This is a genomic window from Lysobacter sp. cf310 (assembly GCF_900114355.1).
GTDB lineage: Bacteria > Pseudomonadota > Gammaproteobacteria > Xanthomonadales > Xanthomonadaceae > Lysobacter.
In genome coordinates this window covers 1,451,060-1,474,848 of record NZ_FOSS01000001.1, presented here as the reverse complement: position 1 = coordinate 1,474,848, position 23,789 = coordinate 1,451,060, and the positions used below count along the sequence as shown (strand labels likewise).

The 23,789-nt window shown below is 71.0% G+C and carries 20 protein-coding genes; 10 read left to right on the top strand and 10 right to left on the bottom strand.

Going from position 1 to position 23,789, the window contains the following annotated elements; genetic code table 11:
- The first annotated feature begins 38 nt into the window (after window positions 1-38).
- The gene (gene rpoH, locus BMZ45_RS06510; RefSeq protein ID WP_056177941.1) at window positions 39-917 is read left to right on the top strand and encodes an RNA polymerase sigma factor RpoH; all 879 of its coding nucleotides are present in this window, start codon (window positions 39-41) and stop codon (window positions 915-917) included.
- A gap of 63 nt (window positions 918-980) precedes the next feature.
- Here rpoH and BMZ45_RS06505 read toward each other — a convergent pair whose 3' ends face one another.
- The 3 genes from BMZ45_RS06505 to tal all read right to left on the bottom strand — a co-directional run bounded on the left by BMZ45_RS06505 (window position 981) and on the right by tal (window position 4,867).
- Window positions 981-2,465: a hypothetical protein gene (locus tag BMZ45_RS06505; RefSeq protein ID WP_091633830.1), complete on the bottom strand. Its 1,485-nt coding sequence runs from the start codon at window positions 2,463-2,465 to the stop codon at window positions 981-983.
- Between the two features lie 163 nt (window positions 2,466-2,628).
- Window positions 2,629-3,903, bottom strand: coding sequence for an NAD(P)/FAD-dependent oxidoreductase (locus BMZ45_RS06500; protein WP_091633827.1), 1,275 nt, complete (start codon window positions 3,901-3,903; stop codon window positions 2,629-2,631).
- 10 nt (window positions 3,904-3,913) lie between these two features.
- Window positions 3,914-4,867 (bottom strand): transaldolase, encoded by a 954-nt coding sequence (gene tal / locus BMZ45_RS06495; protein ID WP_091633825.1) that lies wholly within the window; start codon window positions 4,865-4,867, stop codon window positions 3,914-3,916.
- 149 nt (window positions 4,868-5,016) lie between these two features.
- Here tal and BMZ45_RS06490 point away from each other — a divergent pair, with 149 nt between their 5' ends.
- The 4 genes from BMZ45_RS06490 to BMZ45_RS06475 all read left to right on the top strand — a co-directional run bounded on the left by BMZ45_RS06490 (window position 5,017) and on the right by BMZ45_RS06475 (window position 10,227).
- Window positions 5,017-5,796 (top strand): NYN domain-containing protein, encoded by a 780-nt coding sequence (locus BMZ45_RS06490; protein WP_091633822.1) that lies wholly within the window; start codon window positions 5,017-5,019, stop codon window positions 5,794-5,796.
- A gap of 85 nt (window positions 5,797-5,881) precedes the next feature.
- The gene (locus BMZ45_RS06485) at window positions 5,882-7,600 is read left to right on the top strand and encodes a VanW family protein (protein ID WP_254776543.1); all 1,719 of its coding nucleotides are present in this window, start codon (window positions 5,882-5,884) and stop codon (window positions 7,598-7,600) included.
- A 114-nt stretch (window positions 7,601-7,714) separates the two neighbouring features.
- A complete protein-coding gene (locus tag BMZ45_RS06480) occupies window positions 7,715-8,389 on the top strand; it encodes a response regulator transcription factor (protein ID WP_091633819.1) in 675 nt (224 codons plus the stop codon).
- A gap of 92 nt (window positions 8,390-8,481) precedes the next feature.
- Complete coding sequence (locus tag BMZ45_RS06475; protein WP_175488952.1) at window positions 8,482-10,227, top strand: sensor histidine kinase; 1,746 nt, start codon at window positions 8,482-8,484, stop codon at window positions 10,225-10,227.
- 18 nt (window positions 10,228-10,245) lie between these two features.
- Here the strand turns inward: BMZ45_RS06475 and BMZ45_RS06470 are convergent, their stop codons facing one another.
- The gene (locus BMZ45_RS06470; protein ID WP_091633814.1) at window positions 10,246-12,477 is read right to left on the bottom strand and encodes a primosomal protein N'; all 2,232 of its coding nucleotides are present in this window, start codon (window positions 12,475-12,477) and stop codon (window positions 10,246-10,248) included.
- A gap of 440 nt (window positions 12,478-12,917) precedes the next feature.
- On the opposite strand from BMZ45_RS06470, the gene BMZ45_RS06465 reads away from it, so the two are divergent.
- Both BMZ45_RS06465 and BMZ45_RS06460 read left to right on the top strand, forming a co-directional pair.
- A complete protein-coding gene (locus tag BMZ45_RS06465; RefSeq protein WP_091633812.1) occupies window positions 12,918-13,946 on the top strand; it encodes a hypothetical protein in 1,029 nt (342 codons plus the stop codon).
- Window positions 13,933-14,592 carry a DUF3106 domain-containing protein gene (locus BMZ45_RS06460; protein ID WP_091633809.1) on the top strand — a complete coding sequence of 220 codons (660 nt, stop codon included), beginning with the start codon at window positions 13,933-13,935 and terminating at the stop codon, window positions 14,590-14,592. The genes BMZ45_RS06465 and BMZ45_RS06460 overlap by 14 nt, the downstream gene beginning before the upstream one ends.
- Before the next feature lie 275 nt (window positions 14,593-14,867).
- On the opposite strand, the gene BMZ45_RS21560 is transcribed toward BMZ45_RS06460, so the two are convergent.
- Window positions 14,868-15,179: a DUF4286 family protein gene (locus BMZ45_RS21560; protein ID WP_175488950.1), complete on the bottom strand. Its 312-nt coding sequence runs from the start codon at window positions 15,177-15,179 to the stop codon at window positions 14,868-14,870.
- On the bottom strand, window positions 15,176-16,669 hold the full coding sequence (locus BMZ45_RS06450; protein WP_091633807.1) for a DUF3667 domain-containing protein: 1,494 nt from the start codon (window positions 16,667-16,669) through the stop codon (window positions 15,176-15,178). The genes BMZ45_RS21560 and BMZ45_RS06450 overlap by 4 nt, the downstream gene beginning before the upstream one ends.
- 124 nt (window positions 16,670-16,793) lie before the next feature.
- Here BMZ45_RS06450 and BMZ45_RS06445 point away from each other — a divergent pair, with 124 nt between their 5' ends.
- Window positions 16,794-18,206, top strand: coding sequence for an MATE family efflux transporter (locus tag BMZ45_RS06445; RefSeq protein ID WP_091633804.1), 1,413 nt, complete (start codon window positions 16,794-16,796; stop codon window positions 18,204-18,206).
- Between the two features lie 130 nt (window positions 18,207-18,336).
- Window positions 18,337-20,226: a signal peptide peptidase SppA gene (gene sppA, locus BMZ45_RS06440; protein ID WP_091633801.1), complete on the top strand. Its 1,890-nt coding sequence runs from the start codon at window positions 18,337-18,339 to the stop codon at window positions 20,224-20,226.
- Window positions 20,227-20,334: 108 nt separating this feature from the next.
- Here the strand turns inward: sppA and BMZ45_RS06435 are convergent, their stop codons facing one another.
- On the bottom strand, window positions 20,335-20,583 hold the full coding sequence (locus tag BMZ45_RS06435) for a hypothetical protein (RefSeq protein ID WP_091633798.1): 249 nt from the start codon (window positions 20,581-20,583) through the stop codon (window positions 20,335-20,337).
- Window positions 20,584-20,706: 123 nt separating this feature from the next.
- Between BMZ45_RS06435 and BMZ45_RS06430 the strand changes: the two genes are divergently transcribed.
- A complete protein-coding gene (locus BMZ45_RS06430; RefSeq protein ID WP_056177972.1) occupies window positions 20,707-21,483 on the top strand; it encodes an SDR family oxidoreductase in 777 nt (258 codons plus the stop codon).
- Between the two features lie 283 nt (window positions 21,484-21,766).
- Here the strand turns inward: BMZ45_RS06430 and BMZ45_RS06425 are convergent, their stop codons facing one another.
- The 3 genes from BMZ45_RS06425 to BMZ45_RS06415 form a co-directional block, all read right to left on the bottom strand.
- The gene (locus tag BMZ45_RS06425; RefSeq protein ID WP_091633795.1) at window positions 21,767-22,402 is read right to left on the bottom strand and encodes a hypothetical protein; all 636 of its coding nucleotides are present in this window, start codon (window positions 22,400-22,402) and stop codon (window positions 21,767-21,769) included.
- Entirely contained in the window at window positions 22,402-23,085 is a 684-nt protein-coding gene (locus BMZ45_RS06420; RefSeq protein ID WP_091633792.1) for a DUF4124 domain-containing protein, read from the bottom strand. The genes BMZ45_RS06425 and BMZ45_RS06420 overlap by 1 nt, the downstream gene beginning before the upstream one ends.
- A gap of 76 nt (window positions 23,086-23,161) precedes the next feature.
- Window positions 23,162-23,731, bottom strand: a complete 570-nt coding sequence (locus tag BMZ45_RS06415) for a Sua5/YciO/YrdC/YwlC family protein (RefSeq protein ID WP_254776542.1) — start codon at window positions 23,729-23,731, stop codon at window positions 23,162-23,164.
- Window positions 23,732-23,789 lie beyond the last annotated feature (58 nt).

The window sequence follows — 23,789 nt, the reverse complement described above, 5'->3', positions numbered from 1 at the left end:
TTTAGCAGTCATAGACCCCGACTGCTAAGATGGCTGCCATGACCCAGATCCCCCTCTCGAACGCCCTAGTCGCCAACAACCTGCCTGTGCCCAGCGCGCTCGGTTCGCTGGACGCGTATATCGGCGCGGTGCACCGCATCCCGGTGCTGACCGCCGAGGACGAGCAGGACTTGGCGCGTCGCTTCCGCGACGAAGAAGACCTCGACGCCGCCCGCGAGCTGGTGCATTCGCACCTGCGCTTCGTGGTGCACGTCGCCCGTGGCTATAACGGCTACGGCCTCCAGATCGGCGACCTGATCCAGGAAGGCAACATCGGCCTGATGAAGGCGGTGAAGCGCTTCGACCCGGAACAGGGCGTGCGTCTGGTCTCGTTCGCGGTCCATTGGATCCGCGCCGAGATGCACGAGTTCATCCTCAAGAACTGGCGCATCGTCAAGGTCGCCACGACCAAGGCGCAGCGCAAGCTGTTCTTCAACCTGCGCAAGAGCAAGAAGCGCCTGGGTTGGATGAACGCCGAGGAAGTCAGCCAGGTCGCCAAGGACCTCAACGTCTCCGAGCGCGAAGTGCTGGAGATGGAGTCGCGCTTGTCCGGTCGCGACGTCGGTTTCGACGCCCCGGCCGACGAGGACGACGACCACGCGCCGCCGTCGCCGGCCGCGTACCTGCGCGCGCACGACGAAGACCCGTCGCAGAGCTACGAGCGCGAGGACGAGGAAGACAATCAGCTGGCCCTGCTGCGCGAAGGCCTGTCGGGTCTGGACGAGCGTTCGCGCGACATCGTCAAGCGCCGCTGGCTGGATGCCGACAGCAAGATCACGTTGCAGGAGCTGGCCGACGAGTACGGCGTCAGCGCCGAGCGCATCCGCCAGATCGAAGCCAACGCGCTGAAGAAGATGCGGGCGCTGTTCGCGGCCTGATCCGCCGCAGCGCATGCACCACGACGGCCCGGGAAACCGGGCCGTTTCGTTTTCGGCGCCGCCTCAGGGCGCCGCGTTCAAGGCCCGCCCCAGGCGGCGGTACATCGACAGCAACTGCGTGGACGAGCGGATGCCGGCCTGGCCCTGACTGAGGCTGAGGTCGCGGGTTTCGGCCTGCAGCAGACGGCTCAGATCCGCGACCGGCAGTTCCCCATCCGGATGCCGGTAGGCCGCATCGATCAGGATGAAGCGCGGCACCTGCGGAAAGTCGCGCATCGCCTGTTGCAGCATGGCTCGGAACGCGGCGTCCGGCGTTTGCCCCGGGGCCGGGTGGGCATGCTCGATGCGGCTGCGCGCGAAGGCCTCGTCGCGGTAGCGTTTCCAGCCCAGTTCGTCCGACTGCGCCAGGCCGGCTTCGTCCCCGACGCTCTGCTGCAGGAAGGCCAGCACGCGCAGAGCTTCGAAATCGCCGGCGCTGCTGTAGGCGCGCTCGCGCAGGGTCGCGGCGTGGCGGGCGTGGAACGTCGAGAAGTCGAGTTCGTCCTCCGAGTCCGCGGCCAGGCGCCCGAGCACGATCCGGCCCAGCGCCGAGCTCGCCGGATAGGCGTGCGCGCCGACCAGAAGCTGGCAGCGATCGAGGTCGGCGATGCCGAGCTTGCGCTTGCTGTCGATCAACAGCGGCCACAGACAGTCCCATTCGGCGCGTTCGCGCTTCTGCGCGGACCACTGGCGCGCCATCAGGTCGTGCAGCGCGTCGCGCGCGTCCGCGTTCTGTCCGTAGTTCCACCAGTCGCTGCGCCAGTCGAAGGCGCGCGCCAGCGCGCGGTCCAGGGCGAGGCGGTCGCCGGCTTCGGCTTTGCGGTAGTCCTCGTCGTGCAGCGTCAGGTAGTCGGTGCCGCCGAACACGGCGTAGGACATTTTCTCGGCGCCGACATGCGACTCGCCCACGTCGGAGGCCTGCACCAGCTCGTAGGCGCCGCGCTCGTCGCCGGTGGTGAGGTGGCAGTAGGCGTACAGGAAGGTCGCCTGCTGCGGCAACACGCCAACGGTCTTCAGTCGCTTCCATAGCGGCAGCGCGCGCACGCAGTCGTCGTTGCGGGTGTAGTGCAAGGCCAGTTCATAGACGATCAGCGGCTGGTCCGGCAGCAGTTCGTCGGCGCTGCGGTGCAGTTGCTCCGACGTCGTCGGCGCCAGCGCCCATAGCCGGTTGGCGACCACGAAGCGGCGTGCGGCGCCGCCTTTTTCGGCGTAGGCGACTTCGCTGGCGATGGCTTCGGCCAGACGGCCGGTGTAGCCCATGTTGCCTTGCTGTTCGTCGCGGGCATCGGCGGCGTCGCTTTCGACGCGGACCTGCTGCAGGAACTCTTCGACCGCGTCGGCGCTGGCGCGCGCCGCCTGGGGGTTGGCCGCGTCCGCGAACGGCGCGCGCGCCGCGCCGGCGGGCGCGCTGGGTGCGTCGCCGGGGGAGCAGGCGGCCAGCGCCAGCAGCAGCGGGGCGAGCGCGCTAGCGCGCGGCCGGTTCGCGGTGGCGTGCGGTGCGTCGCTCATGGCGTCCCTGCGATGAGAGGAGGCGGGCCTCGGTCCGGGCGATGCTAACGCATCGTCGGCGCGCGCGGCCGGCGCTTAGAGGCGCAGGCGCGGCCGCGTGCGCCTGGTCTGAGCCTCGAGTGCGGGTGCGCGGCGGACGCGGCGCGCGTCCGCCGCGCCGCGGCTAATCGTCGCGATCGCCGAGGATGATGCGGGCGTGGCGCTGATAGCTCCAATACGCCCAGGCCCAGTTGATCAGCACGATCACGCGGTTGCGGAAGCCGATCAGGAAGAATACGTGCGCGGCCAGCCAGAACCACCAGGCCAGCAGGCCCGAGAGTTTGAAGCCGTGCACGTCGACCACCGCGGCCATGCGCCCGATCGTGGCCAGGTTGCCGTAGTCCTTGTAGCGGAACGGGGTGGTCGGCCGTCCTTTGAGGCGGTCGAGGATCGCGCGCGCGACGTGCGCGCCCATCTGCTTGGCCGCGGGCGCGACGCCGGGCACCGGCTTGCCGTCCTGCTGCACGCTGGCCAGGTCGCCGGCGATGAAGATCTCCGGATGGCCGGGCACGCTGAGGTCGGGCAGCACCTGGACCCGGCCGGCGCGGTCGCGCGGCGCATCCAGCAAGGCGCCCAGCTTGGACGCGGCCACGCCCGCGGCCCAGACCACCGTGCGCGCCGGCACGACGGTGTCGCCCAGGGTGTAGCCGTGTTCGTCGATCGCATTGACCGGGGTGCCGGTGACGACTTCGACGCCGAGCTTCTGCAACTGCTTGCGCGCCTTCTCCGACAGTTCCTCGGGGAAACTGGACAGCACGCGCGGGCCGGCTTCGATCAGGCGCACCTTGGCTTGGGCCGGGTCGATGCGGCGGAACTCGCGGCGCAGGGTCTTGCGCGCGATCTCGGCCAGGGTGCCGGCCAGTTCGACGCCGGTGGGGCCGCCGCCGACCACGGCGAAGCTCAGCCAGGCCGCGCGTTCGGCTTCGTCCTGCGCGGCCTCGGCGCGTTCGAACGCGAGCAACAGGCGACGCCGGATGTGCAGGGCGTCGTCCAGGGTCTTCAGACCGGGTGCGTCCGGCGCCCAGTCGTCGTGGCCGAAGTAGGCGTGGGTGGCGCCGCTGGCGAGCAGCAGGGTGTCGTAGCCGATGCGGTCGCCGTCGGCGAGTTCGACCTCGCGCGCGGCCGCATCCAGCCCCACCACTTCGCCCAGCCGCACTTCGACGTTGCGCTGGCTGCGCAGGATGTGGCGCAGCGGCGCGGCGATGTCGGGCGAGGACAGGCCGGCGGTGGCCACCTGGTACAGCAGCGGCTGGAACAGGTGATGGTTGCGGCGGTCGATCAGGGTGATGCGCACGTCGGCCGAGGCCAACGCGCGGGTGGTCCACAGGCCGCCGAAGCCGCCGCCCACGATCACGATATGCGGGACGCGCTTGCCGCCTCCCGGAGGTTCATGGCTCATGCGGGCGTCCTCAGTCTTCCAGACGCTGCCGCAGCAGGTCTTCCAGGGTGTGCTGGTCGGCGGCGAAGCGACGGATGCCGTCGGCGAGCTTGTCGGTGGCCATCGCGTCCTGGTTGTGCAGCCAGCGGAACTCGGCCTCGCTCATCGGGCGCGGGCCTTCGTAGCGTTCGCCGTCGTCGATGAGGACGCGCGGCACCTCGCCGTCGCGCTTTTCGAGTTCGCCCAGCAGATCCGGCGAGATCGTCAGTCGGTCGCAGCCGGCCAGCGCCAACACCTGGCCGACGTTGCGGAAGCTCGCGCCCATGACCACGGTCTTGTAGCCCAGGGCCTTGTAGTAGCGCCAGATCTGGGTCACCGACTGCACGCCGGGATCGTCCTGCGGCGTGGCCGGCGGGCTCATGCCGTTGGCCAGATGCCAATCGAGGATGCGGCCGACGAAGGGCGAAATCAGATAGACGCCGGCCTCGGCGCAGGCGATGGCCTGGGCGAAGGAGAACAGCAGGGTGAGGTTGCAGTGGATGCCTTCGCGTTCGAGCTGCTCGGCGGCGCGGATGCCTTCCCAGGTCGAGGCGATCTTGATCAGCAGGCGGTCGCGGTGGATGCCGGCTTCGGCGTACAGCTGGACCAGCCGGCGCGCCTTGGCCAGGGTGGCCTCGGTGTCGAAGCTCAGGCGCGCGTCGACTTCGGTGGAGACGCGGCCGGGAATCAGCTTGAGGATCTCGCCGCCGATGGCCACGGCCAGGCGGTCGCTGGCGTCGGCGATGCGGTCGTCGCTGAATTCGTAGCGGGAGCGGGCGAGCGCGGCGTCGATCAGCGGCGCGTACGCCGGCAGCGAGGCCGCCTTCAACAGCAGGGAGGGGTTGGTGGTGGCGTCGAGCGGTCGGAAGCGCGCGATCGCCTCGATGTCGCCGGTGTCGGCGACCACCGAGGACAGCGTCCGCAGGTGTTCGAGTTGGCTGGTCATGGGCTGGTTTCTTTCGTCGTCGGATTCGCCGCCATTCTCGCCTATCGCGGCGCGGCGGTGATGAAGCCGGCCTATCTTCTGACACGCGCCGCACAGGCGGTTGCGCTAGGCTGGCGGCAAGGGGCCGGCCGCGGCCCGGGAGCGCGCGCATGGCCGCCAATACCGAAGAGAAACGCATCGCCTTGCTGATCGACGCCGACAACGCGCCGGCGGCGAAGATCGACGTGATCCTGGCCGAGGTCGCGCGCTACGGCGCGGCCAACGTGCGTCGCGCCTACGGCAACTGGAAAAGCCAGAGCCTCAAGGGCTGGGAAGCGGTGCTGCACGAATACGCGATCCGACCGATCCAGCAGTTCGCCTACAGCAAGGGCAAGAACGCTTCGGACATGGCGATGGTGATCGACGCCATGGACCTGCTGTACGCGCGCAACCTGGACGGTTTCGCGATCGTGTCCAGCGACGCCGATTTCACCCCGCTGGTGATGCGCCTGCTCACCGACGGCGTCAAGGTCTACGGTTTCGGCGAGAAGAAGACGCCCGAGCCCTTCGTCAACGCCTGCTCCAAGTTCACCTACGTCGAAGCGCTGGGCCAGCCGGCCAGCGCCGACGTGCCGGCCGGCGAACGCGCGACCACGCCGCAGCGCAGCGCCAAGGAACTGCGCGGCGACACCAAGCTGCTGCAGATGCTGCGCAGCGCGATCGACGCAGTCAGCGGCGACGACGGCTGGTCGCACCTGGGCGCGGTCGGCCATCAGATCGGCAACCAGGCCTCGTTCGACTCGCGCAACTACGGTTACCGCAAGCTCAGCGATCTGATCGAGGCCACCGGCCTGTTCGAGGTGCGCCGCGACAACCAGATCGTGTGGATCCGCGAGCCGCCCAAGGGCGGCAAGGCCGGCGCCAAGGCGGCCCAGAAGGGCAAGGCCTAGCGCGGCCGCGCAGGCGAACGGATAGGATGGATGTCGCGGCGGCCGGCCCTGCCGGGCCGCGTGTTTGCAGGGGGAGGGAACCGGCATGAACACCGTGGCGATCGCCATCGCGGCCACCGCGCCGCCGCCGACGCGCGGCCAGGCGCTGGTGTTCGCGTGCAAGGCCTGGGGCCTGCGCGGGCTGCGCTGGTGGCGCGACGCCCTGGATCGGCAACGCCCGCGCCGGCACGCGCGCGCCGAGGCGTTGCGCGACGCGCCGGTGCTGGCCGAATTCGAAAGCTCGCTGTGGCCGCTGGACGAGGCCGATCCGCTGCTGGTCGCCGGCAAGCTGCAGAACCTGCGCCTGGCGCTGAAGCGGCTGCACGGCGTGGAAGTGCCGGCCGGCGCCAGCTTCGGTTTCTGGAAGCAGGTCGGGCGCGCCACCCGCGCACGCGGTTACGCGGTCGGCCGCGAGTTGCGCGAGGGCTGCGTGATCCCGGCGGTGGGCGGCGGCCTGTGCCAGCTCAGCAATGCGCTCTACGACGGCGCGGTGCGCGCGGGGCTGGAGATCGTCGAGCGTCACCGTCATTCGCGCGTATTGCCTGGCTCGCTGGCCGAACAGGATCGCGATGCCACCGTGTTCTGGAATTATCTGGACCTGCGCTTGCGCGCGCCGTATGCATGGCGGCTGGAGGCGAGCATGGACGCGCAGCGTCTGCTGCTGCGCATTCGCGGCTATCGCAACGCGGGCGAACAGAGCTGGCCGCTGGCGATGTCGCCGCGCCGGCCGCCCGAGGCCAGCAACGACTGCGGCAGTTGCGAGCAGCACGCCTGCCATCGCCACACCGGCCCCAGCGCGGACGGCTTGCATCGGCTGTGGTGGATGGAGGAGGCCTGGCCCGAGTTTCGCGCGGCGCTGCAAGCGCAACGCGAGGACGGCGATCGCGTGTTCGGTCCTGGCGGCCTGCGCTTTCCAGCCCAGGCGCCGGCGCGGCGCGTGCTGCAATCGCTGGCCTGGCGCTATGGCCGCTGGCGCGGCCAGGCCCTGCCGCAGGTGCGCCTGGCCCAGCTGCGCGCGCACGCGCGCGATCTGGCGCGACAGTTGCGGCCCAACGATCTGGACCTGGTGCTGCCGCAGAGCCTGCTGCCCTTTCTTTGGCGCGAGGGCGAACTCGCCGGCCGCCGCTACGCGGTGATGATGAGCGCGCTGCCGATGCGCGCGCTGCAGTCCGAACTCGACCGCGCTTCGCAGCGGCATCCGCAAGTGCTGTCGCTGCGCGACTTCCGCGCCGATCCGGCCCTGATCGAAGCCGAGTGGAACGGCCTGCTCGCCGCCGATGCCTGGTGGAGCCCGCATGCGCAGATCCTGGCGCTGGCCGGCGCGCGCGCGCGGCCGCTGGCCTGGACCCTGCCCGAGCCCGTGCCCGTCGATGCGCGCGTGCCGCGCAACGACCGACCGCGCGTGTTCTTTCCCGCCTCGCCGTTGGCGCGCAAGGGCATCCTCGAATTGCTGGCCGCGCTGGGCGATGAGGCGGTCGAGATCCTGCTGCCGCCCGGCGACAGCGAGCGCGGCCTCGACCCGGGACGCGCCAGGCTGCGTCGCGTCGCCTCGTACCGGGAGGGTCTGCTCGAAGCCGATGCGGTGGCGTTGCCGGCCTGGGTCGAACATCAGCCGCGCGCCTTGTTGAGCGCGCTGGCCAGCGGCGTGCCGGTGATCGCGACCGCGGCCTGCGGCCTGGATCCGACCCTGGGCGGCTGGCGCGAGGTCGCCGCCGGCGATGTCGCGGCGCTGCGTGCGGCGGTGCTCGACGCCTTGCCGCACTGAGGCGCGCGCCGCGCCACTCGCGTGCGCCGCGGTACGGCGGCGCGCTCCGCTCATCCCGCTGCGCGCGGAGGCTACACTGATGCGGCCGCTACGGCCGGCGCGCGAGACAGAGGCATGGAACCGCAGCCCATCGATCTGAGTACGGTGCTGATCGTCGAGGACGAGGCCTCGGCGCGCACGCGCATGCTCGGCCTGATGCGCGCCCTGGCCGGTCCGCAGGCGCGCATCGACAGCGCCGCCGATCTGGCTCAGGCGCGCGCGCGCCTGCAGCAGGGCCGCTACGACCTGGCCTTGATCGACGTGCAACTGCCCGACGGCAGCGGCATCGAGCTGATCGCATGGCTGGGCGCGCACCGGCCGCAGACCGCGGCGGTGATCGTGTCGGCCTATGCCGAGGAAGAGACCCTGCTGGCCGCGGTGCAGGCCGGCGCGATCGGTTACCTGCTCAAGGACCGCGACGACGACGAACTGCGCCTGTGCCTGCAAAGCCTGCAACGCGGCGGCGCGCCGATCGATCCTTTGATCGCGCGCAGGATCCTGGCGCTGGTGCAGCAGGCGCCGGCGCGCGCCGCGCCGCCGGTACCCGAGCCCGCGGCGCAGTTGTCCGAACGCGAACGCGAAATCCTGCGCTTGGTCGCGCAGGGGTTCAGCAACCGCGAGATCGCCGAACTGGTGGCGCTGTCCAAGCTCACCATCGAATGCCACACCAAGAACATCTACCGCAAACTCGCGGTGGGTTCGCGCACCGCGGCGGTGTTCGAGGCGCGCGCGCTGGGATTGCTCAACTGAAGCCGTCGCGCGCCGGCGCGGCTTGGCTGCTGATCCTGTGGATCTGCCTGAGCTTCGCCTCGTTGCCGGTTCATGCGGCCGAAGAACCCGGCGTGCAGCTGCTGGATCGCGGCGAGGCGGTGCGTTCGGATTGGAACGCGGCCGCGCCGCCGGCCTCGGGCTGGACGCCGGTGCGCTTGCTGGATCTGTGGCAGGAGCGCTGGCCCGACCACGACGGGGTGGTCTGGTACCGGCTGCGCTGGCGCCAGGACGATCCGCGCCGGCCGACCGCGTTGCTGGCCGACTACATGAGCCTGAGCGGCGCGATCTACGTCAACGGCGAAGCGGTGGCGCGCGATCCGCAACTGGTCGAACCGCTGTCGCGCACCTGGAACGCGCCGCACTACGCGCTGCTGCCGCCTTCGCTGCTGCGCGCGGGCGACAACGTCGTATGGTTGCGCGTGTCCGGTCTGGCGGCCTACCAACCCGGCGCCGGGCCGGTGCGGGTCGGCGATCCGCAGGCCCTGCAGCAGCGCTACCGCAGCGAACGCTTCCTGCGCTACGACATCAAGCTGATCAACCTGGCCATGTCGGCGGTGCTGGGCGGCGTGTTTCTGCTGATGTGGCTGCTGCGGCGCAAGGACAGCGTGTACGGCTGGTTCGCCCTGACCGAACTGATCGGATCGCTGTACGCCTACAACCACATCGCCACCGAGATCTGGCCGCTGACCGGCACCGATGCCTGGCAGGCCTTCAACGCCGCGTTCTACGTGGCCGCCGGCGCCAGCTATGCGCTGTTCCTGCTGCGTTACTGCGAGCGTCGGTATCCGCGCCTGGAGCGCGTGCTCGCCGCGCTGGCGGCGCTGTCGTTGCTGGCGGCGGCGTTGGCGCCGGCCTGGATGGGCCACCACCGCAACCTGTGGTTCGCGCTGGGCGGCTTGATCTACTACATCAGCATCGGCTGGTTCCTGGTCCAGGCCTGGCGCAGCCGCCGCCCGGACGCCTTGGTGCTGGCGGCCTGCCTGCTGCTGCCGGTGCTGGTGTCGTTCCGCGATTTCGCGCTGTTCTTCGGCTGGGTGCAGGGCACGACCTATTGGTTGAGTCTGACGTCGGTGCTGACCCTGGTCGGCATCGGCTTCGTGCTGTCCTACCGTTTCGTGAGCGCGATGCGGCGCGTGGAAGGCTTCAACCTGGAACTCAAGCGCGAAGTCGACATGGCCACCTCCGAACTGGCGACCACGCTGTCGCGCCAGCACGCCTTGGAGCTCGCGCACAGCCGCGCCGGCGAGCGCCTGCAACTGGTGCGCGACCTGCACGACGGTTTCGGCGGCACCCTGGTCGGCGCGATCGCGCAGCTGCAGCAGGCGCCCGACGACATGCCCAAGGCGGCGGTGATCGCGACCCTGAAGGACATGCGCGACGACCTGCGCCTGGTGATCGACAGCACCGCGCGCGAACACGCCGACCTGGGCGCGCAGCTGGCACCGCTGCGGCATCGCCTGGGGCGCCTGCTGGAAACGGCCGATATCGACAGCCGCTGGCAGCTGGACGGACTGGACGGCGTCGAGCTGGGCAGCGCGCGCAGCCTGGACTTGCTGCGGCTGCTGCAGGAGGCGTTGACCAACGTGTTCAAGCACAGCCGCGCGCGCCGCGTGGACGTGCAACTGCGCCGCGTCGACGACCGCCTGCAGCTGCGCATCGACGACGACGGCGCGGGCATCGCGTCGGCGCCTGCGGACGACGGCGGCGCCGGCTTGGCCAGCATGCGGCTGCGCGCGCAGCGTCTGGGCGGCGAGCTGCGGATCGAATCCGGCCCCCGGGGCACCGGCCTGCGTCTGGACTTTCCGCTGGCGGTGTAGCCCGGCCGTACGCCGGCGTCAGTACAAGTCCGCCGGGTCCACGTCCAGCGACCAGCGCACCTTGCGCGCCTCGGGCAGGGCGTGGATCGAAGGCAGGGCGCGATCCAGCGCCGCGTGCAGCGCGCGCCGCTCCGGCGCCGACAGGATCAGCTGCGCGCGTTGGTAGCCGGCGCGGCGCGGCATCGGCGCCGGCACCGGGCCGTTGAGCTCGAGCGTGTCGTCGCCGACTTCGCGCAACGCCAGCCGCGCGGCCTGCAGGAAGGCGTTGGCGAGCTCGGTCTCCTTGGCCTCGGCGCGCAGCAAGGCCATGTGCGCATACGGCGGGAAACCGGCCAGCTCGCGCTGCGCCAGTTCCAGCTCGGCGAAGGCCGCATAGCCGCCCGCGAGCAGGGTGCTCAGCAGCGGATGCTCGGGGTGATGGGTTTGCAGCACCACTTCGCCGGGCTTGTGCGCGCGGCCGGCGCGGCCGGCGACCTGGATCAGCAGCTGCGCGAGTTTTTCCGGCGCGCGAAAGTCGGCGCTGAACAAGCCTTCGTCGATGCCGACCACCGCGACCAGGGTCAGGTGCGGCAGGTCGTGGCCCTTGGCCAGCATCTGGGTGCCGACCAGGATGCCGCGCGCGGTGCCGAACTCGGCCAGATGGTGTTCCAGCGCGTCGCGGCGTTGGGTGGTGCCGCGATCGATGCGCAGCACTGGCACCTCCGGAAAGCGCGCGGCCAGCGCTTCCTCGATGCGCTCGGTGCCGGCGCCCTGCGATTGCAGCGCCAGCCCGCCGCAGTCCGGGCAGGCGTTGGGTGCGGGCCGGCGCGCGCCGCAGTGGTGGCATTGCAGGCGGCGGCCGGCCGCGTGCACGGTCATCGGCGTGGGCGAAGTCGGCGTGCTGCAACGGTGGCAGTGCGCGCTCCAGCCGCAGTCGTGGCAGATCAGCACCGGCGCGTAGCCGCGACGGTTCTTGAACACCAGCACCTGGCCGTCGGCATCGAGCGCGCGCGCGATGGTGTCGATCAGTTCCGGCGACAGGCCGGCCTCGAGCGGGCGCTTGCGCACGTCGACCACGCGCACCCGCGGCGGCTTGGCGTTGCCGGCGCGTTGCAGCAGGCGCAAGTGCGCGTAGCGTCCGGCCTGGGCGTTGCGCAGCGATTCCAGCGACGGCGTCGCGCTGCCCAGCAGCACCGGCACGTTCAGCGCCTTGGCGCGCACCAGGGCGAAGTCGCGGGCGTGGTAACGGATGCCGTCGAGCTGCTTGAAGCTGCCGTCGTGCTCCTCGTCGATCACGATCAGGCCGGCCTCGGGCAGAGGCAGGAAGATCGCCGAGCGGGTGCCCACGATTACCCGCGCCTCGCCGCGCAGGCAGGCGGCCCAGGTGCGCGCGCGTTCGCCGTCGCCCAGGCCGGAATGCAGCGCATGCACCGGCACGCCCAGACGCGCGCGGAAGCGCGCCAGGGTCTGCGGGGTCAGGCCGATCTCCGGCACCAGCACCAACGCCTGGCGGCCGCGTGCGAGGCAGTCGGCGATCGCGCGCAGATAAACCTCGGTCTTGCCGCTGCCGGTGACGCCGTCCAGCAGCAGCGGGGCGAAGCCGTCGCGCACCGCCAGGATGGCGTCGACGGCGGCCTGCTGTTCGTCGTTGAGCGCGGGCCCGGGCTGCGGCACGGCGGCCAGGGTGTTGGCCGGCACCGCGATGCGCTCGGCCAGGCCGCGCTTGGCCAGCGCGCGCGCGGCGGCGCGCCAGTCGGGATCGTGGGCGGCGTCGACCAGTTCCAGCGCGTCCTCGTCGCAGGGGCCGGCCGCGAGGCGGTCGGCGAGGCGGCGCGGGCGGCCCGCGCGCAGGCCCGGACGCGCGGTCGCCCCGGTCTCGGTGAGCCGCCAGGCCCAGGCGTGGGTATCGGCCAACGGTTCGCCGTGGCGCAGCGGCGCCGGCAGCGCGGTCGCGAACACTTCGCCCAGCGGGGCATGGGTGTAGCGGGCCAGCCAGCGCAGCGACTCCAGCAGCTCACCGTGGAACAGCGGCTGCGGGTCGAGCCGGCTCAGCGCGGATTTGGGTTCCGGCGCGCTGGCGTCGGCGGCGCCGGTGTCGGCGACCACCCCGACCAGCTCGCGGCTGCCGAAGGGCACGCGCACCCGCATGCCGACGTCGGCAGGCGTCGCCTCGAGGCCGTCGGCGGGGCGGTAATCGAACAGGCGCGGCAGGGGCACGGGCAGGGCGACCCGCCAGACGTGTGTAAGTGACTGAGCGGAGCCGTCGGACATGCGCTCAGTCTAGCGAGCGCGGTCGCGAATCGGCGCCGACGCAGTTGCGACCTATTGCTGCCCCCGCCGTGACAAAGCGCACGCAAGTGGCGGTGCTTAAAGAAAATTCACCCTTATCCACACGAGCTGTGGATAAATCTGTGCATGCCGCGTCGGCAGGGCTGCGCGATGAAGCTGGAATAAGCTCTGCAGCCAGGTTGGTGAAAAAATCGCCAATGCGTATATCTCTTTGATAATCAAAGGCTTGACCGTGAAACATCGTTGTAATGCAGGGCGTTTGGGGGTTCTTCCTCAGCCTGATGACGGTTCCGTTACCGCTGTGCACAACCGTTTTTTCCTGCAGGCCGCGTCCTGCTTCGCGGAGCAGGTATTGGCGCCGTGTCAAGCGGTTTTATGCGACCGCCGCCTCGCTATGATGCGGTCATGCTGATGCGTACGCGATGAGCCCCGCCGCAACGGGCTCCACATCCTCCGGCACCGCCGGGCACTCGAACGATGCGCCGGCCGCCCTGGCCGCGTTTCTGCGCGGCGTCGAGCGTCGCGGCGCGGTCCTGGCCGAGCTGCAGGCGGGCGACGCCGGCGCCGGCGACGCCGCCCTGGCGGCGGCGATGCAGGCCTTCCGCGCCGGCATCGAGGCCGCGCCCATGGCCGATTGGCCGCGCCGCTTCTGGTCGCAGCTGCTGGCCCAGCCCGGGCTGCACCAGCGCACCCGGGTCGCGATCCCCTTGGACGCCACCGACCGCCTCGGCGAGCTCGGCCATGGCCCGCGCGCGGCCTTGCTGCTGCGCCTGGCGGCCGGGTTGTCCGAACCCGACGCGGCCGCGGCCCTGGGCGTGGCCCAGCCGACCTACCGCCTGGCCCTGCAACGCGCCCTGCCGCACCACGCCGACGGCCGCGCCGACCCGGCGGCCTGGCAACAACTGCGTGAGCAGATCCATCGCCGCATCAAGACCCTGCCGCCGGAACGGCTGGCACGGCTGAGCGCGGCGCGCGAGGCGGCCTTGCGCGGCACGCCGGTCGCCGCCGCGGGCGCGCGTGGCGACGCGCCCCTGGCCGCCACGCGGCGGCCGCGCTGGGTCATGGCGCTGCTGTGGAGCCTGCTGGCGCTGTGCGCGCTGGCGTTCGCGGCGACCTGGTGGTGGCCGCTGGGCGGCGTGGCCGACTGGCTGGGCGGCCCGCGCATCCGCGTCGAGCCCCTGCCCAAGGCCGCGGCCCCGGCCTCGCGCTACGGCCACGAGGCCGGTCTGATCGGCGACCGCGACTTCGCCCTGCTCGCCGATCCCGAGGGCGAAGCCGGCGCGCGCGAGCTGGCTTTCCACAGTTGGTTGGCCGCGCGCGAACGCGCCGGCCCCGAGGGGCTGCCCGGCGAACGCGTCGAACCGGCGGTCGGCGAGACCGGCGCCGCGACCGCGTCGGGCGCCGAGACCACCACCGAATCCGAGACCGAGAGCGCCGATGTCCCGGGCTGAGCGCACACGCTCGCGCGCCCCGGTGCGCGCGCTCGCCTTCGCGGCGCTGAGCCTGTGTCTGGGCGCGCTGGCGGCGCAAAGCCTGCCGCCGGAATACCAAAGCCTGGGCCGGCGCCTGCCGGCGGACGCGCGCGCGCGTTTGCAGGCCAATGCGGCGCAGTGGGCGGCCTGGAGCGCCGAGCAACGCGCCGCCTTCGCCACCCGCGCCGCGCGCTGGAACGCGCTGCCCGCGCCCGAACGCGCGCGCCTGCGCGAGCGCTACGCCGCCTGGCAGGCCCTGCCCACGGACGAGCGCGCGCTGGCCCAGGCCGCGGCGGCGCGCTACGCGGCGTTGCCGCCGGAGCAACAGCAGGCGCTGCGCGCGCGTTTCGACGCCCTCGACGGCAGCCTGCAACGCGGCTGGCTGCTGGGGCCGATCCTGGGCGCCGACTACGCGGCGCTGCAGCCGCTGTTGGCGCAACTGCCGTTGCAGCAGCACGAGCCGATGCTGCGGGTGCTGCGCGAACTCAGTCCGCAGCAACGCAAGGATCTCGCCGTGCTGGTGCAACGCACGCCCCCGCAGGCGCGCGACGCGCTGCGCCGCGAATTGCTGGCGACGCGCTGGGATGAGCGCGACGGGTGGTTCTGGCACAAGTTGGGGCAGTAGGGCCGTAGTCCCTCTCCCGTCTTCAAGCCCCTCTCCCATTTCAGGGGCGAGCGCAGCGCTTGCGAGCCATGGGCTCGCGCTGCACCGAACGCCCGACCGCTGTGCGGTTGGGCCGGGGTATGGGTTGGGGTGTGGGCCGAGGCGCGGGTGCAACCGCAACCACAACCACATGCGCTGCCCTCATCCGCCCTGGCGGGCAATTGCTCCCGCAAGCGGGAACAGCGAACGCAGACATGCTCCGCGCGGACTGGCGCGCTCTAGCCCACGCGCCGCGCTCAATCCTCGCGCAACACCCGCCGCGTGGCGCTGAACCTGTCGCCGAACCGCGTCACCGCGTCCGCGCGCATCCGCGGCGCGTGATCGCGCAGGTAGGCGTCCAGCGATTCCAGACGGTCGAGCCGATAGCGCACGCTCAGGCGCACCCGTCCGGGCTCGGCCGGCGGGTCCAGCTGGGTGTGGATGCGCGCTTCCAGAAAGCCGGGCAGGGCCAGGATTTCGCGCGTATGCGGCCCCAGCCAGGCGCGGTAGTCCTCGGCGATGGCCGCGTCGAGGTCGAGGTTGACCTCGTACACCACGCCCGCGCTCACATGCGCACCAGGCTGGCGATCATCAGGAAGCCCACCGCGAACGCCAGCATGAAGAAGTAGCAGCCGCCGACCACCAGATAGCGCAGCAGGGTCACGATCCAGCCGTTGCCGTACACGCGTTTCTGCATCAGCAGCAGATAGATCGGCATCCACAGCCATAGCCCGGCCTCGAGAATGCCGGCGATCCAGCCGAAGCCGGACCAATGCGGCGAGATCCAGGCGTCCAGGCCGAACATCAGGAACATCGCCAGCAGGCTCAGACACAGGTAGGCGTGGCTGTACAAGGCCACCACCAGGTGCTCCAGGTAACCGCGGCCCGAACCCAGGTAGGTCAGCTTGAGCAGCAGCGCGAACATCGGCACCAGCAGGAACAGCGCCGAGGGCACCGCGCTCAGCGCGGCATGCTCGTACAGCGAGGGGTCCTGGGTGGCGCGCTTGAAGTTGGTGTAGCCGCGGCCGATCTGCTTGTTGAGCCAGCGGTTGAAGAACTCCGGCGCGCCGGCCATCACCACCGGGTTGGTTTCCGCGTCCCAGGGCGCGTTGCCGAAGAAGGTCAGGCCCTCGTTGCATTCGCCGTCGCCGTAGGTCTGCGCGTCGGTCGCGGCCTTGCGCTTGAGCGCGCCCTCGGTGTCGACGGCGTGGTCGATCTGCAACTGCGCGGCGCGGCAGCCGGCACGGCGGTTGATATCGCGGATCGCGTTGGCGTTGCGCGCCAGCGCGGTGGCGTTGCCGGCGGCGATGCCGGCGCGTTCGGCCTGCAGCGGCTTGAGCCTTTCGTCGCGCAGGGCTTCCAGCTCGGCCAGCGAGCTGGCGTTCTCGATCGTGGCCGGGAGCGCGGCGTTCTCTTCCTCTTGGGAGGGCGCGACGATGCCGGCGGCCTCGGCGGCGGCGTCCGGCCGCGTCCGCTCGCGCAGCTCGGCCACGCGCTTGTCGGCGATCGCGTTGACCTCCTTGATGCCGGCGGCGATGCCGACCTGCGCGCCGCCGGGCACGCTGACCGGGATCGCGGCGCGCGCCTGCTCGAGTTCCTTCAGGGCCTGCGCGCGTTCGCTCTCGACTTCGGACACGCTGCGCGCGTTCTCGATGCGTTCGCCGGTGCGGCCCAGGCGTACCTTCTTGCCGTCGATCACCATAGGGCCGTTGCCCTTGTAGCTGCCGCCGTCGTCCTCGCCGAAATGCACCGTGAACTGAGCGATGAAGAAGGTCAGCACGCTCAGGATCACGAACAGCCGCAGCGGCGGCACGTAGCGCACGCGATGACCGCGCAGGTAATTGAGCGCGACCCGGCCCGGTGACAGCAGGTCGCGCACGGTGCGGAAGATGCGGCCGTCGAGATGCCAGAACGACTCGAACACTTCCTCCAGCGCATGCCCGGCATGGCGCAGCGGATTGACGATCGACTGCCCGCACTGGTGGCAGTAGTGGCCCTGCAGCGGCGCCGCGCAGTTTTCGCAGTGGGTCGGCGTGGGGTGGTCTTGGGCTTCGCTCATAGGTCCGATCGCTCGCGGCTCCCAGGCCGTTCATGGGCGAGCGCGTAAGATAGCGGGCTGCTATGGCCCGGCGCCAGCGCCCTTTGCGGTTGCGCGGCCGAAGTCGTGGTTCTGGTTCCGCGTCATGTCGTCTCATTCCTCTTCCGTGCGCCCCGGATTGTCGGGCGAAATCCGCACCACCGCCCTGCTCGCCGCGCCGCTGGTCGCCGGCCACGTGTCCACCGGCCTGATCGGCTTCATCGACAACGTCCTGGCCGGGCACCACAGCACGACCACACTCGCGTCGGTCACCATCGGCACCGCGCTGTGGTGGCTGCCGATGATGATTCCGATCGGCACCCTGCTGTCGGTGCCGCCGTCGGTGTCGCAGCTCGACGGCGCCGGCCGCCGCGGCGAAATCGGCGCGCTGTTCCGTCAGGCGCTATGGCTGGCCTTGGGCCTGGGCGTGCTGCTGTTCGCGTTCCTGACCTTCATCCCGCACGCGCTGGGGCCGATGGGCATGGCGCCGGAGATCATTCCGGGCGCGCGCGACTTCCTGCACGGCATCCGCTGGGGCGTGTTCGCGCTGACCCTGTTCTTCTGCATGCGCTATCTGGCCGAGGGCCTGCACTGGACCTTGCCGACCATGCTGATCAGCGCCGGCAGCCTGCTGGTGCTGCTGCCGATCGGCTACGTGCTGACTTTCGGCAAGCTCGGTTTCCCGGAAATGGGCGCCGGCGGCCTGGGCATCGCCTCGGCGATCATGCTGTGGATCGAGGCGTTCGCGTTCGCGGTGGTGTTGTGGAAGGCCAAGCGCTTCGCCGATCTCAAACTGTTCGAGCGCTTCGATCCGCCGAACTGGCCGACCATCCGCGGCCTGCTCGCCACCGGTCTGCCGATCGGCGTGACCGTGCTGATGGAAGGCAGCTTGTTCATCGTCACCGCCCTGCTGATCGGGCGCCTGGGCGAAGTGCCGGCAGCCGCGCACCAGATCGCGATCAACCTGTCGGCGCTGTGCTTCATGATCCCGATGGGCCTGGCCGAGGCGACCACGGTGCGGGTCGGCCATTCGCTGGGCCGCAACGACCTGCACGGCGTGCGCCGGGCGGCCGCGGCCGGCTACGCGATCGTGCTGTGCACGCAGCTGGTGTCGGGCATCGTCTTGTTCAGCGCCAGCGACTTCCTGGTCGGCTTCTACACCGCCGACGCCGCCGTCGCGACCCTGGCCGCCTCGCTGCTGCTGTACGCGGCCGCGTTCCAGTTCCCGGACGGGATCCAGGTGCTGTCGGCCGGCGCCCTGCGCGGGCTCAAGGACACCAAGGTGCCGATGCTGCTGGCCGCCCTGGCCTACTGGGGCATCGGCATGCCCCTGGGCGCGGGCCTGGGCCTGGGCCTGGGCTGGGGCCCGAAGGGCATGTGGATCGGCCTGATCGCCGGCCTCACCGTGGCCTCGATCCTGCTGTGCACCCGCTTCGTACGCTCCAGCCACCCGCACCGGATCGCCGAGCGGGCCGCCCGCCAGGTCCCGCAGGTCCCGGCGCTGCAGGCCGAGGCCTGATTCCCGGGCCTGGCCCTGGTCGGCCCGGCCCGCCGATCTTGGCCGTATGCGAAAAATCCGCGTTACGAATGGCGGATGAAGAAAAACCCCGGGTCGCGGTACGCTGCGAACGTCTAATGGAGTGTGCGCAATGAACGATACCTCGCGTCGCGGCCCGGTGGCCCGGTTTTTCGTCGGCCTCTGGGATGCGATGAACTTCACCCGCCGGCTGATCTTCAACCTGGTGTTCTTCACCTTGTTGTTCCTGTTCCTGATCGCCATGAGTTCGGCCGGGCGGATCAAACCGCTGCTGGAAGGCACCACCCTGGTGATCGCGCCGGAAGCCACCCTGGTCGAGCAGTACAGCAGCGACCCGGCCTCGCGCGCGCTCGGCAAGGTGGTGGGCGAAAAGAGCGGCGAAGTGCAGCTGCGCGACCTGCTGCGCGCGCTGGACGCGGCCAAGGACGACAAGCGCATCAACCGCGTGGTGCTGCGCCTGGATCAGCTGCAGGGCAGCGGCATGGCCTCGATGCGCGACGTCGCCGCGGCGATCGCGCGCGTGCGCGCCGCCGGCAAGCAGGTGATCGCCTTCAGCGAAGCCATGGACCAGAAGCAGTACCTGCTGGCCGCGCAGGCCAACGAGATCTATCTGGATCCGATGGGTCAGCTGATGCTCGAGGGCCTGGGCCGTTACCGTCTGTACTACCGTCAGGGCCTGCAGGAAAAGCTCGGCGTCGACGTGCACCTGTTCAAGGTCGGCGAGTACAAGTCCGCGGCCGAACCCTACGTGCTGGATGCGGCCTCGGCGGAAGCCAAGGAAGCCGACCTGTACTGGATGAACGACGTGTGGCAGCGCTACCTGGCCGACGTGGCCAAGGCGCGCAAGCTCGACGCCGCCAAGATCGCCGCCGACATCGACCAGATGCCGGCCCAGATCGAAGCCGCGCAGGGCGACCTGGCCAAGTACGCGCTGCAGCAGAAGCTGGTCGACGGCCTGAAGACGCGCGAGCAGGTCGACGACCTGCTGATCGAGCGCGGCGTGGCCGACGAAGACGCCGAGGGCGGCTTCCGCCAGGTGTCGCTGGACGGTTACCTGGCCCAGCTCAACAGCGCCTCCCTGCCGGCCGCCGCCGACAGCCGTCCGCAGATCGCGGTGGTGGTCGCCGAGGGCGAAATCAGCGGCGGCGAGCAGCCGCCGGGCACGGTCGGCGGCGTGTCGACCGCCGCGCTGCTGCGCGAGGCGCGCGACGACGAGAACGTCAAGGCGCTGGTGCTGCGCGTGGATTCGCCCGGCGGCGAAGTGTTCGCCTCCGAGCAGATCCGTCGCGAGATCGTCGCGCTCAAGGCCGCCGGCAAGCCGGTCGTGGTCTCGATGGGCGACCTGGCCGCTTCGGGCGGCTACTGGATCTCGATGAACGCCGACAAGATCTACGCCGATCCCTCGACCATCACCGGTTCGATCGGCATCTTCGGCATGATCCCGACCATCCCGCGCACCCTGGAGAAGATCGGCGTGCGCGCCGACGGCGTCGGCACCACCCGTTTCGCCGGCGCGTTCGACATCACCCGCCCGCTGGCGCCGGAAGTCGGCCAGGTGATCCAGTCGGTGATCGACAAGGGTTACCGCGACTTCACCGGCAAGGTCGCCACCGCGCGCAAGCGTCCGGTGGAAGAGATCGACGGCATCGCGCGCGGTCGCGTGTGGAGCGGTGCGCAGGCGAAGGAGCGCGGCCTGGTCGACGACTTCGGCGGCCTGCAGACCGCGATCGAAGACGTGGCCAAGCGCGCCAAGCTGGCCAAGGACGACTACCAGCTGCGTTACATCGAGAAGAGCGCGACCCCGTTCGAACGCTTCTTCGCCGGCTTCGCCGAGAGCCGCATCGGCGCGGCCTGGCTGCGCAACGATTCCGATCTGGCGCGCAGCCTGATCGGCAAGGCCATGCCGCAGGCCGCGGCCGACCTGCGCTTCCTGCAGAGCTCGGTGCAGCCCACCCGCGGCGTGCCGGTGAAGTCGCTGGCCTATTGCTTCTGCGGGCTCTGATCCGCGGCGCAAGAAAAAGCCCCGCTACGGCGGGGCTTTTTTGTTTGTGAGAAGCGAGTAAGGGCGGAGCTTTCGCTCGCTCCTCACTTCTCCACACTCACTCCTGCCTCAATTCGCCTGCGCCTCGATCGCGTCGCGCTGCTTGTCCGCGGCCTCGATCACGTCGGCCTCCACCGCCTGCGCCTTCTGGATCGGCTGCTGGATGCTGTCGCGCAGCTGGGTGGCCTTGGGGTCGACCGGGCGTTCCTTCTCCGGCGGCTGCGGCTTGGAGCAGCCGGCCGCCAGCAGCAGCGCCAGCGTGGCCGCGCCCAGCGGCGCCAGGCGGAGCGGGGTGGTGCGGGACTTCGGTGAGCGCATCGCGGCATCCTCGTCGGTGACGCGGCTATGCTACGCCGGCGGCCGCGCGCGACAAGCGCAGGCCGCCGCAAAACGGCGACGCCGCGACGGCGATCGGCCGGACATTCGGAGGCGGAGGCAGGCATGGACCCCAAACGTTGGCGACTGGACGGACAGCTGGCCCTGGTGACCGGCGGCAGCGCGGGCATCGGCCGCGCGATCGCGCGCGAACTGTTGGGCTTCGGCGCCGACGTGCTGCTGGCCGCGCGCGACATCGCCGCGCTGGACGCGGCGCGCGCCGAGCTGCTGGAGGACTTTCCCGAGCGCGAAGTCCAGGCCTTCGTCGCCGACGTCGCCGACGAGGAGCAGCGCCGCGAGCTGCTGGACTGGGTCGAGGACTTCGGCGAAGGCCTGCACATCCTGGTCAACAACGCCGGCGGCAACCTGGTCAAGGCGTCCACCGACTACACCGAGGACGAATGGCGGCAGGTGTTCGAGATCAACCTGTTCTCGGCCTTCGAGCTGTCGCGCTACGCGCATCCGCTGCTGACCCGGCATGCGGCCTCCAGCATCGTCAACGTCGGCAGCGTGTCCGGCGTCACCCATGTGCGCACCGGCGCGCCCTACGGCATGAGCAAGGCGGCGATGCACCAGATGACCCGCAACCTCGCGGTCGAATGGGCCGAGGACGGCGTGCGCGTGAACGCGGTCGCGCCCTGGTACATACGCACCCGCCGCACCTCCGACAAGCTCGCCGATCCGGACTACCTGGACGAAGTGCTGCTGCGCACGCCGCTGGGCCGCATCGGCGAAGCCGAGGAAGTCGCCGCCGCGGTCGCCTTCCTATGCCTGCCCGCGGCCGGCTACATCACCGGCGAATGCATCGCGGTGGACGGCGGATTCCTGCGCTACGGGTTCTGAAACGGGCGTAGCGCAACGCGCACGGGACTGCGCCTGCTCTATCCCCTCAAGACCGGCGCCTGCGGCGGCGCGTGCAAGGCGTGTCTTCCTCCTTCGAAAAAGGGTGTTGAGTGGGATTGGCTTTTGGAGACACGCGAGCCCGCCGCTCATGGCTCAAATGACTCACCACGAACGGCCCGGAAACCGCGCCATCGCCGCTCTGCCTCCCCCTTTGAAAAAGGGGGATTGAGGGGGATTTGCTCTTGCCAGCACGCGCGTCGCCGCGGCGTGCGACACCCCGGACCTATTGCCCGCAGGTGCTCTCGCGCACGATCCGCCCCATGCGCTCGACGTCCGCCTGCGCGCCCGCGCGCTGATCGGCGGGGCCGAAGCGCAACTGCGACTCGGCCTGCCGCAGGCGCTGCCGCCAGCTCTCGCACAAGGCGCCGTCGGCGACGCGCTGGCATTGATCGGTGACCATCTGGCAGGCGGCGCCCGCGCTGGGCCCGCCGTTGACGCCGACCGTCTGCAGCGGCGCACAGCGCTCGGGCTGGTCGCCCTTGTCGCTGAGGTAGCGGTCGTTGTCGAAGGTGCGGCACTCGAACAGGGTCGGCGGCGGCAGACGGTCGCCGGCGGCGACGTTGTCCTTCGGCGCCGCGTTCGCGGGCGCGGCGCTGGGCGCCGGCGTTGCGGCCGGGGCTGCGCTCGGCGCGGGCGGCGGCACCGGCGGCCCTGCGACCGGCGTAACGAACGAGGGTGGGGTCGACACGGTCGGCGCCGAGCCGATCACGCGCTTGTCCTGCTTGCTGCCCTTCGGACAGGGCACGTCGTTCTGCACCGTCAGCGCGCCGCTGGCGTCGGTGCAGCGATAAATCGTGACCTGCTGCGCCTGCGCGGCGCCGGCCAGGGCCAGCAACACCAAACTCCACAGCAACCGCATCAGTACGCTCCGCAATCGTCGGCCAAGCGCGCATCGATGCCGCGCTGTTCGGTCTGGATGCGCGCGCGCTCGCTCTGCAGCGCGCTGTTGTAGCGGCGGTCGAGCTCGTAGCGGCGATCGCTCAAGCGCGCGCAGACTTCGCGTTGCGGCAGAGCGTGGCATTCGTCGCGTACCCAGGTGCCCGCAGGGTACGCGAATCCCACCCCCGGCGGCAGCGGACGCGGCGGACCGGGGCGAAACTCGGTCGGCGGCGGCCGGCGCGCGCCGACGCGGTCGCCCAGCGGATTGCGCGTGGCGATCACCGGCATCAGCGTCCACAGCGGCACCCAGCGCGGATTGCCCTCGGCGGTTTCGCTGGTGTAGCGGTCGCCGTCGGGCGTCACGCAGTCGTACATCGGGCGCGGCGTGTTGACCACGATCACCTGCGGACGCGGCTGCGGCGTCGCCGCCGGCGCCGGCGCCGGCTCGGTGCGCGCGACCGCATCGGTCGGACGCGGCGGCGGATCGCGCGGCACCGTCATCGCACGGGTCTGCTGCTGCTCGCCGCGCGCGCAGGGCGTGTCGCGCAGGCTCAGCCGGCCCTGGGCGTCGGTGCAGCGGTAGATCGTGACCTCGGCCGCCTGCGCGCCGCCGGCCAGGGCCAGCAGGGCGAACAGCAGGCAGGGGCGCGTACGCGGCTTCATGCGCGCATCTTGCGCCTGCGCCAGGGGGTGCGGAAGTCGAGGCGGACCACGCACGGGCGGCGGCGTTGACCGCCGTTCAGGCGCGCAGCACCGCGCCGCTGCGGGCGTCGCGGATCTGGGTCGGTGCGTTCAGGCCGCCGGTCTCGCCCAGACTGACCCCGTCGACCAGGGCCAGCACCGCGGGGTCCAGGGCGGCGCGCGAGGGTGCGGGCGGGGCGCCGGCGAGGTTGGCGCTGGTCGAGACCAGGGCGCCGCCGAACGCGGCGCACAGCGCGATCACGGTGGGGTGCGCGCTGACCCGCACGGCGACGCCGTCGTGGGCGCCGGTGATCCAGCGCGGCACGCGCGCGGTGGTCGGCACGATCCAGGTATGCGGGCCGGGCCAGCTCGCGTGCACGGCTGCGCGCTGCTCCGGCGCGAGCGCGTCCCAGTCCAGCAGACCGTCGAACTGGGCGAGCGCGCCGGCGATCAGGATCACGCCCTTGTCGACCGGACGCTGCTTGATCGCCAGCAGGCGCAACAGGGCGGCCTCGTCGAAGGGATCGCAGCCCAGGCCCCAGACGGCCTCGGTCGGGTAGGCGATCACGCCGCCACGGCGCAGCGCGGCGGCGGCGGCTTCGATGGTCATGGGTGCGGCGGTGTGCATGCGGATAGTGTCGCACCGCGCCGCGGCGGCCGGAATGCGGTGGCTTGCCTTGGGGTAG

What these genes read in the sequence shown, in the direction of transcription:
- rpoH (WP_056177941.1), top strand. Translation starts at nt 39, where the DNA reads ATGACCCAGATCCCCCTCTCGAACGCCCTAGTCGCCAACAACCTGCCT.
- BMZ45_RS06505 (WP_091633830.1), bottom strand. Translation starts at nt 2,465, where the DNA reads ATGAGCGACGCACCGCACGCCACCGCGAACCGGCCGCGCGCTAGCGCG.
- BMZ45_RS06500 (WP_091633827.1), bottom strand. Translation starts at nt 3,903, where the DNA reads ATGAGCCATGAACCTCCGGGAGGCGGCAAGCGCGTCCCGCATATCGTG.
- tal (WP_091633825.1), bottom strand. Translation starts at nt 4,867, where the DNA reads ATGACCAGCCAACTCGAACACCTGCGGACGCTGTCCTCGGTGGTCGCC.
- BMZ45_RS06490 (WP_091633822.1), top strand. Translation starts at nt 5,017, where the DNA reads ATGGCCGCCAATACCGAAGAGAAACGCATCGCCTTGCTGATCGACGCC.
- BMZ45_RS06485 (WP_254776543.1), top strand. Translation starts at nt 5,882, where the DNA reads ATGAACACCGTGGCGATCGCCATCGCGGCCACCGCGCCGCCGCCGACG.
- BMZ45_RS06480 (WP_091633819.1), top strand. Translation starts at nt 7,715, where the DNA reads ATGGAACCGCAGCCCATCGATCTGAGTACGGTGCTGATCGTCGAGGAC.
- BMZ45_RS06470 (WP_091633814.1), bottom strand. Translation starts at nt 12,477, where the DNA reads ATGTCCGACGGCTCCGCTCAGTCACTTACACACGTCTGGCGGGTCGCC.
- BMZ45_RS06465 (WP_091633812.1), top strand. Translation starts at nt 12,918, where the DNA reads ATGAGCCCCGCCGCAACGGGCTCCACATCCTCCGGCACCGCCGGGCAC.
- BMZ45_RS06460 (WP_091633809.1), top strand. Translation starts at nt 13,933, where the DNA reads ATGTCCCGGGCTGAGCGCACACGCTCGCGCGCCCCGGTGCGCGCGCTC.
- BMZ45_RS06450 (WP_091633807.1), bottom strand. Translation starts at nt 16,669, where the DNA reads ATGAGCGAAGCCCAAGACCACCCCACGCCGACCCACTGCGAAAACTGC.
- BMZ45_RS06445 (WP_091633804.1), top strand. Translation starts at nt 16,794, where the DNA reads ATGTCGTCTCATTCCTCTTCCGTGCGCCCCGGATTGTCGGGCGAAATC.
- sppA (WP_091633801.1), top strand. Translation starts at nt 18,337, where the DNA reads ATGAACGATACCTCGCGTCGCGGCCCGGTGGCCCGGTTTTTCGTCGGC.
- BMZ45_RS06435 (WP_091633798.1), bottom strand. Translation starts at nt 20,583, where the DNA reads ATGCGCTCACCGAAGTCCCGCACCACCCCGCTCCGCCTGGCGCCGCTG.
- BMZ45_RS06430 (WP_056177972.1), top strand. Translation starts at nt 20,707, where the DNA reads ATGGACCCCAAACGTTGGCGACTGGACGGACAGCTGGCCCTGGTGACC.
- BMZ45_RS06425 (WP_091633795.1), bottom strand. Translation starts at nt 22,402, where the DNA reads ATGCGGTTGCTGTGGAGTTTGGTGTTGCTGGCCCTGGCCGGCGCCGCG.
- BMZ45_RS06420 (WP_091633792.1), bottom strand. Translation starts at nt 23,085, where the DNA reads ATGAAGCCGCGTACGCGCCCCTGCCTGCTGTTCGCCCTGCTGGCCCTG.
- BMZ45_RS06415 (WP_254776542.1), bottom strand. Translation starts at nt 23,731, where the DNA reads ATGCACACCGCCGCACCCATGACCATCGAAGCCGCCGCCGCCGCGCTG.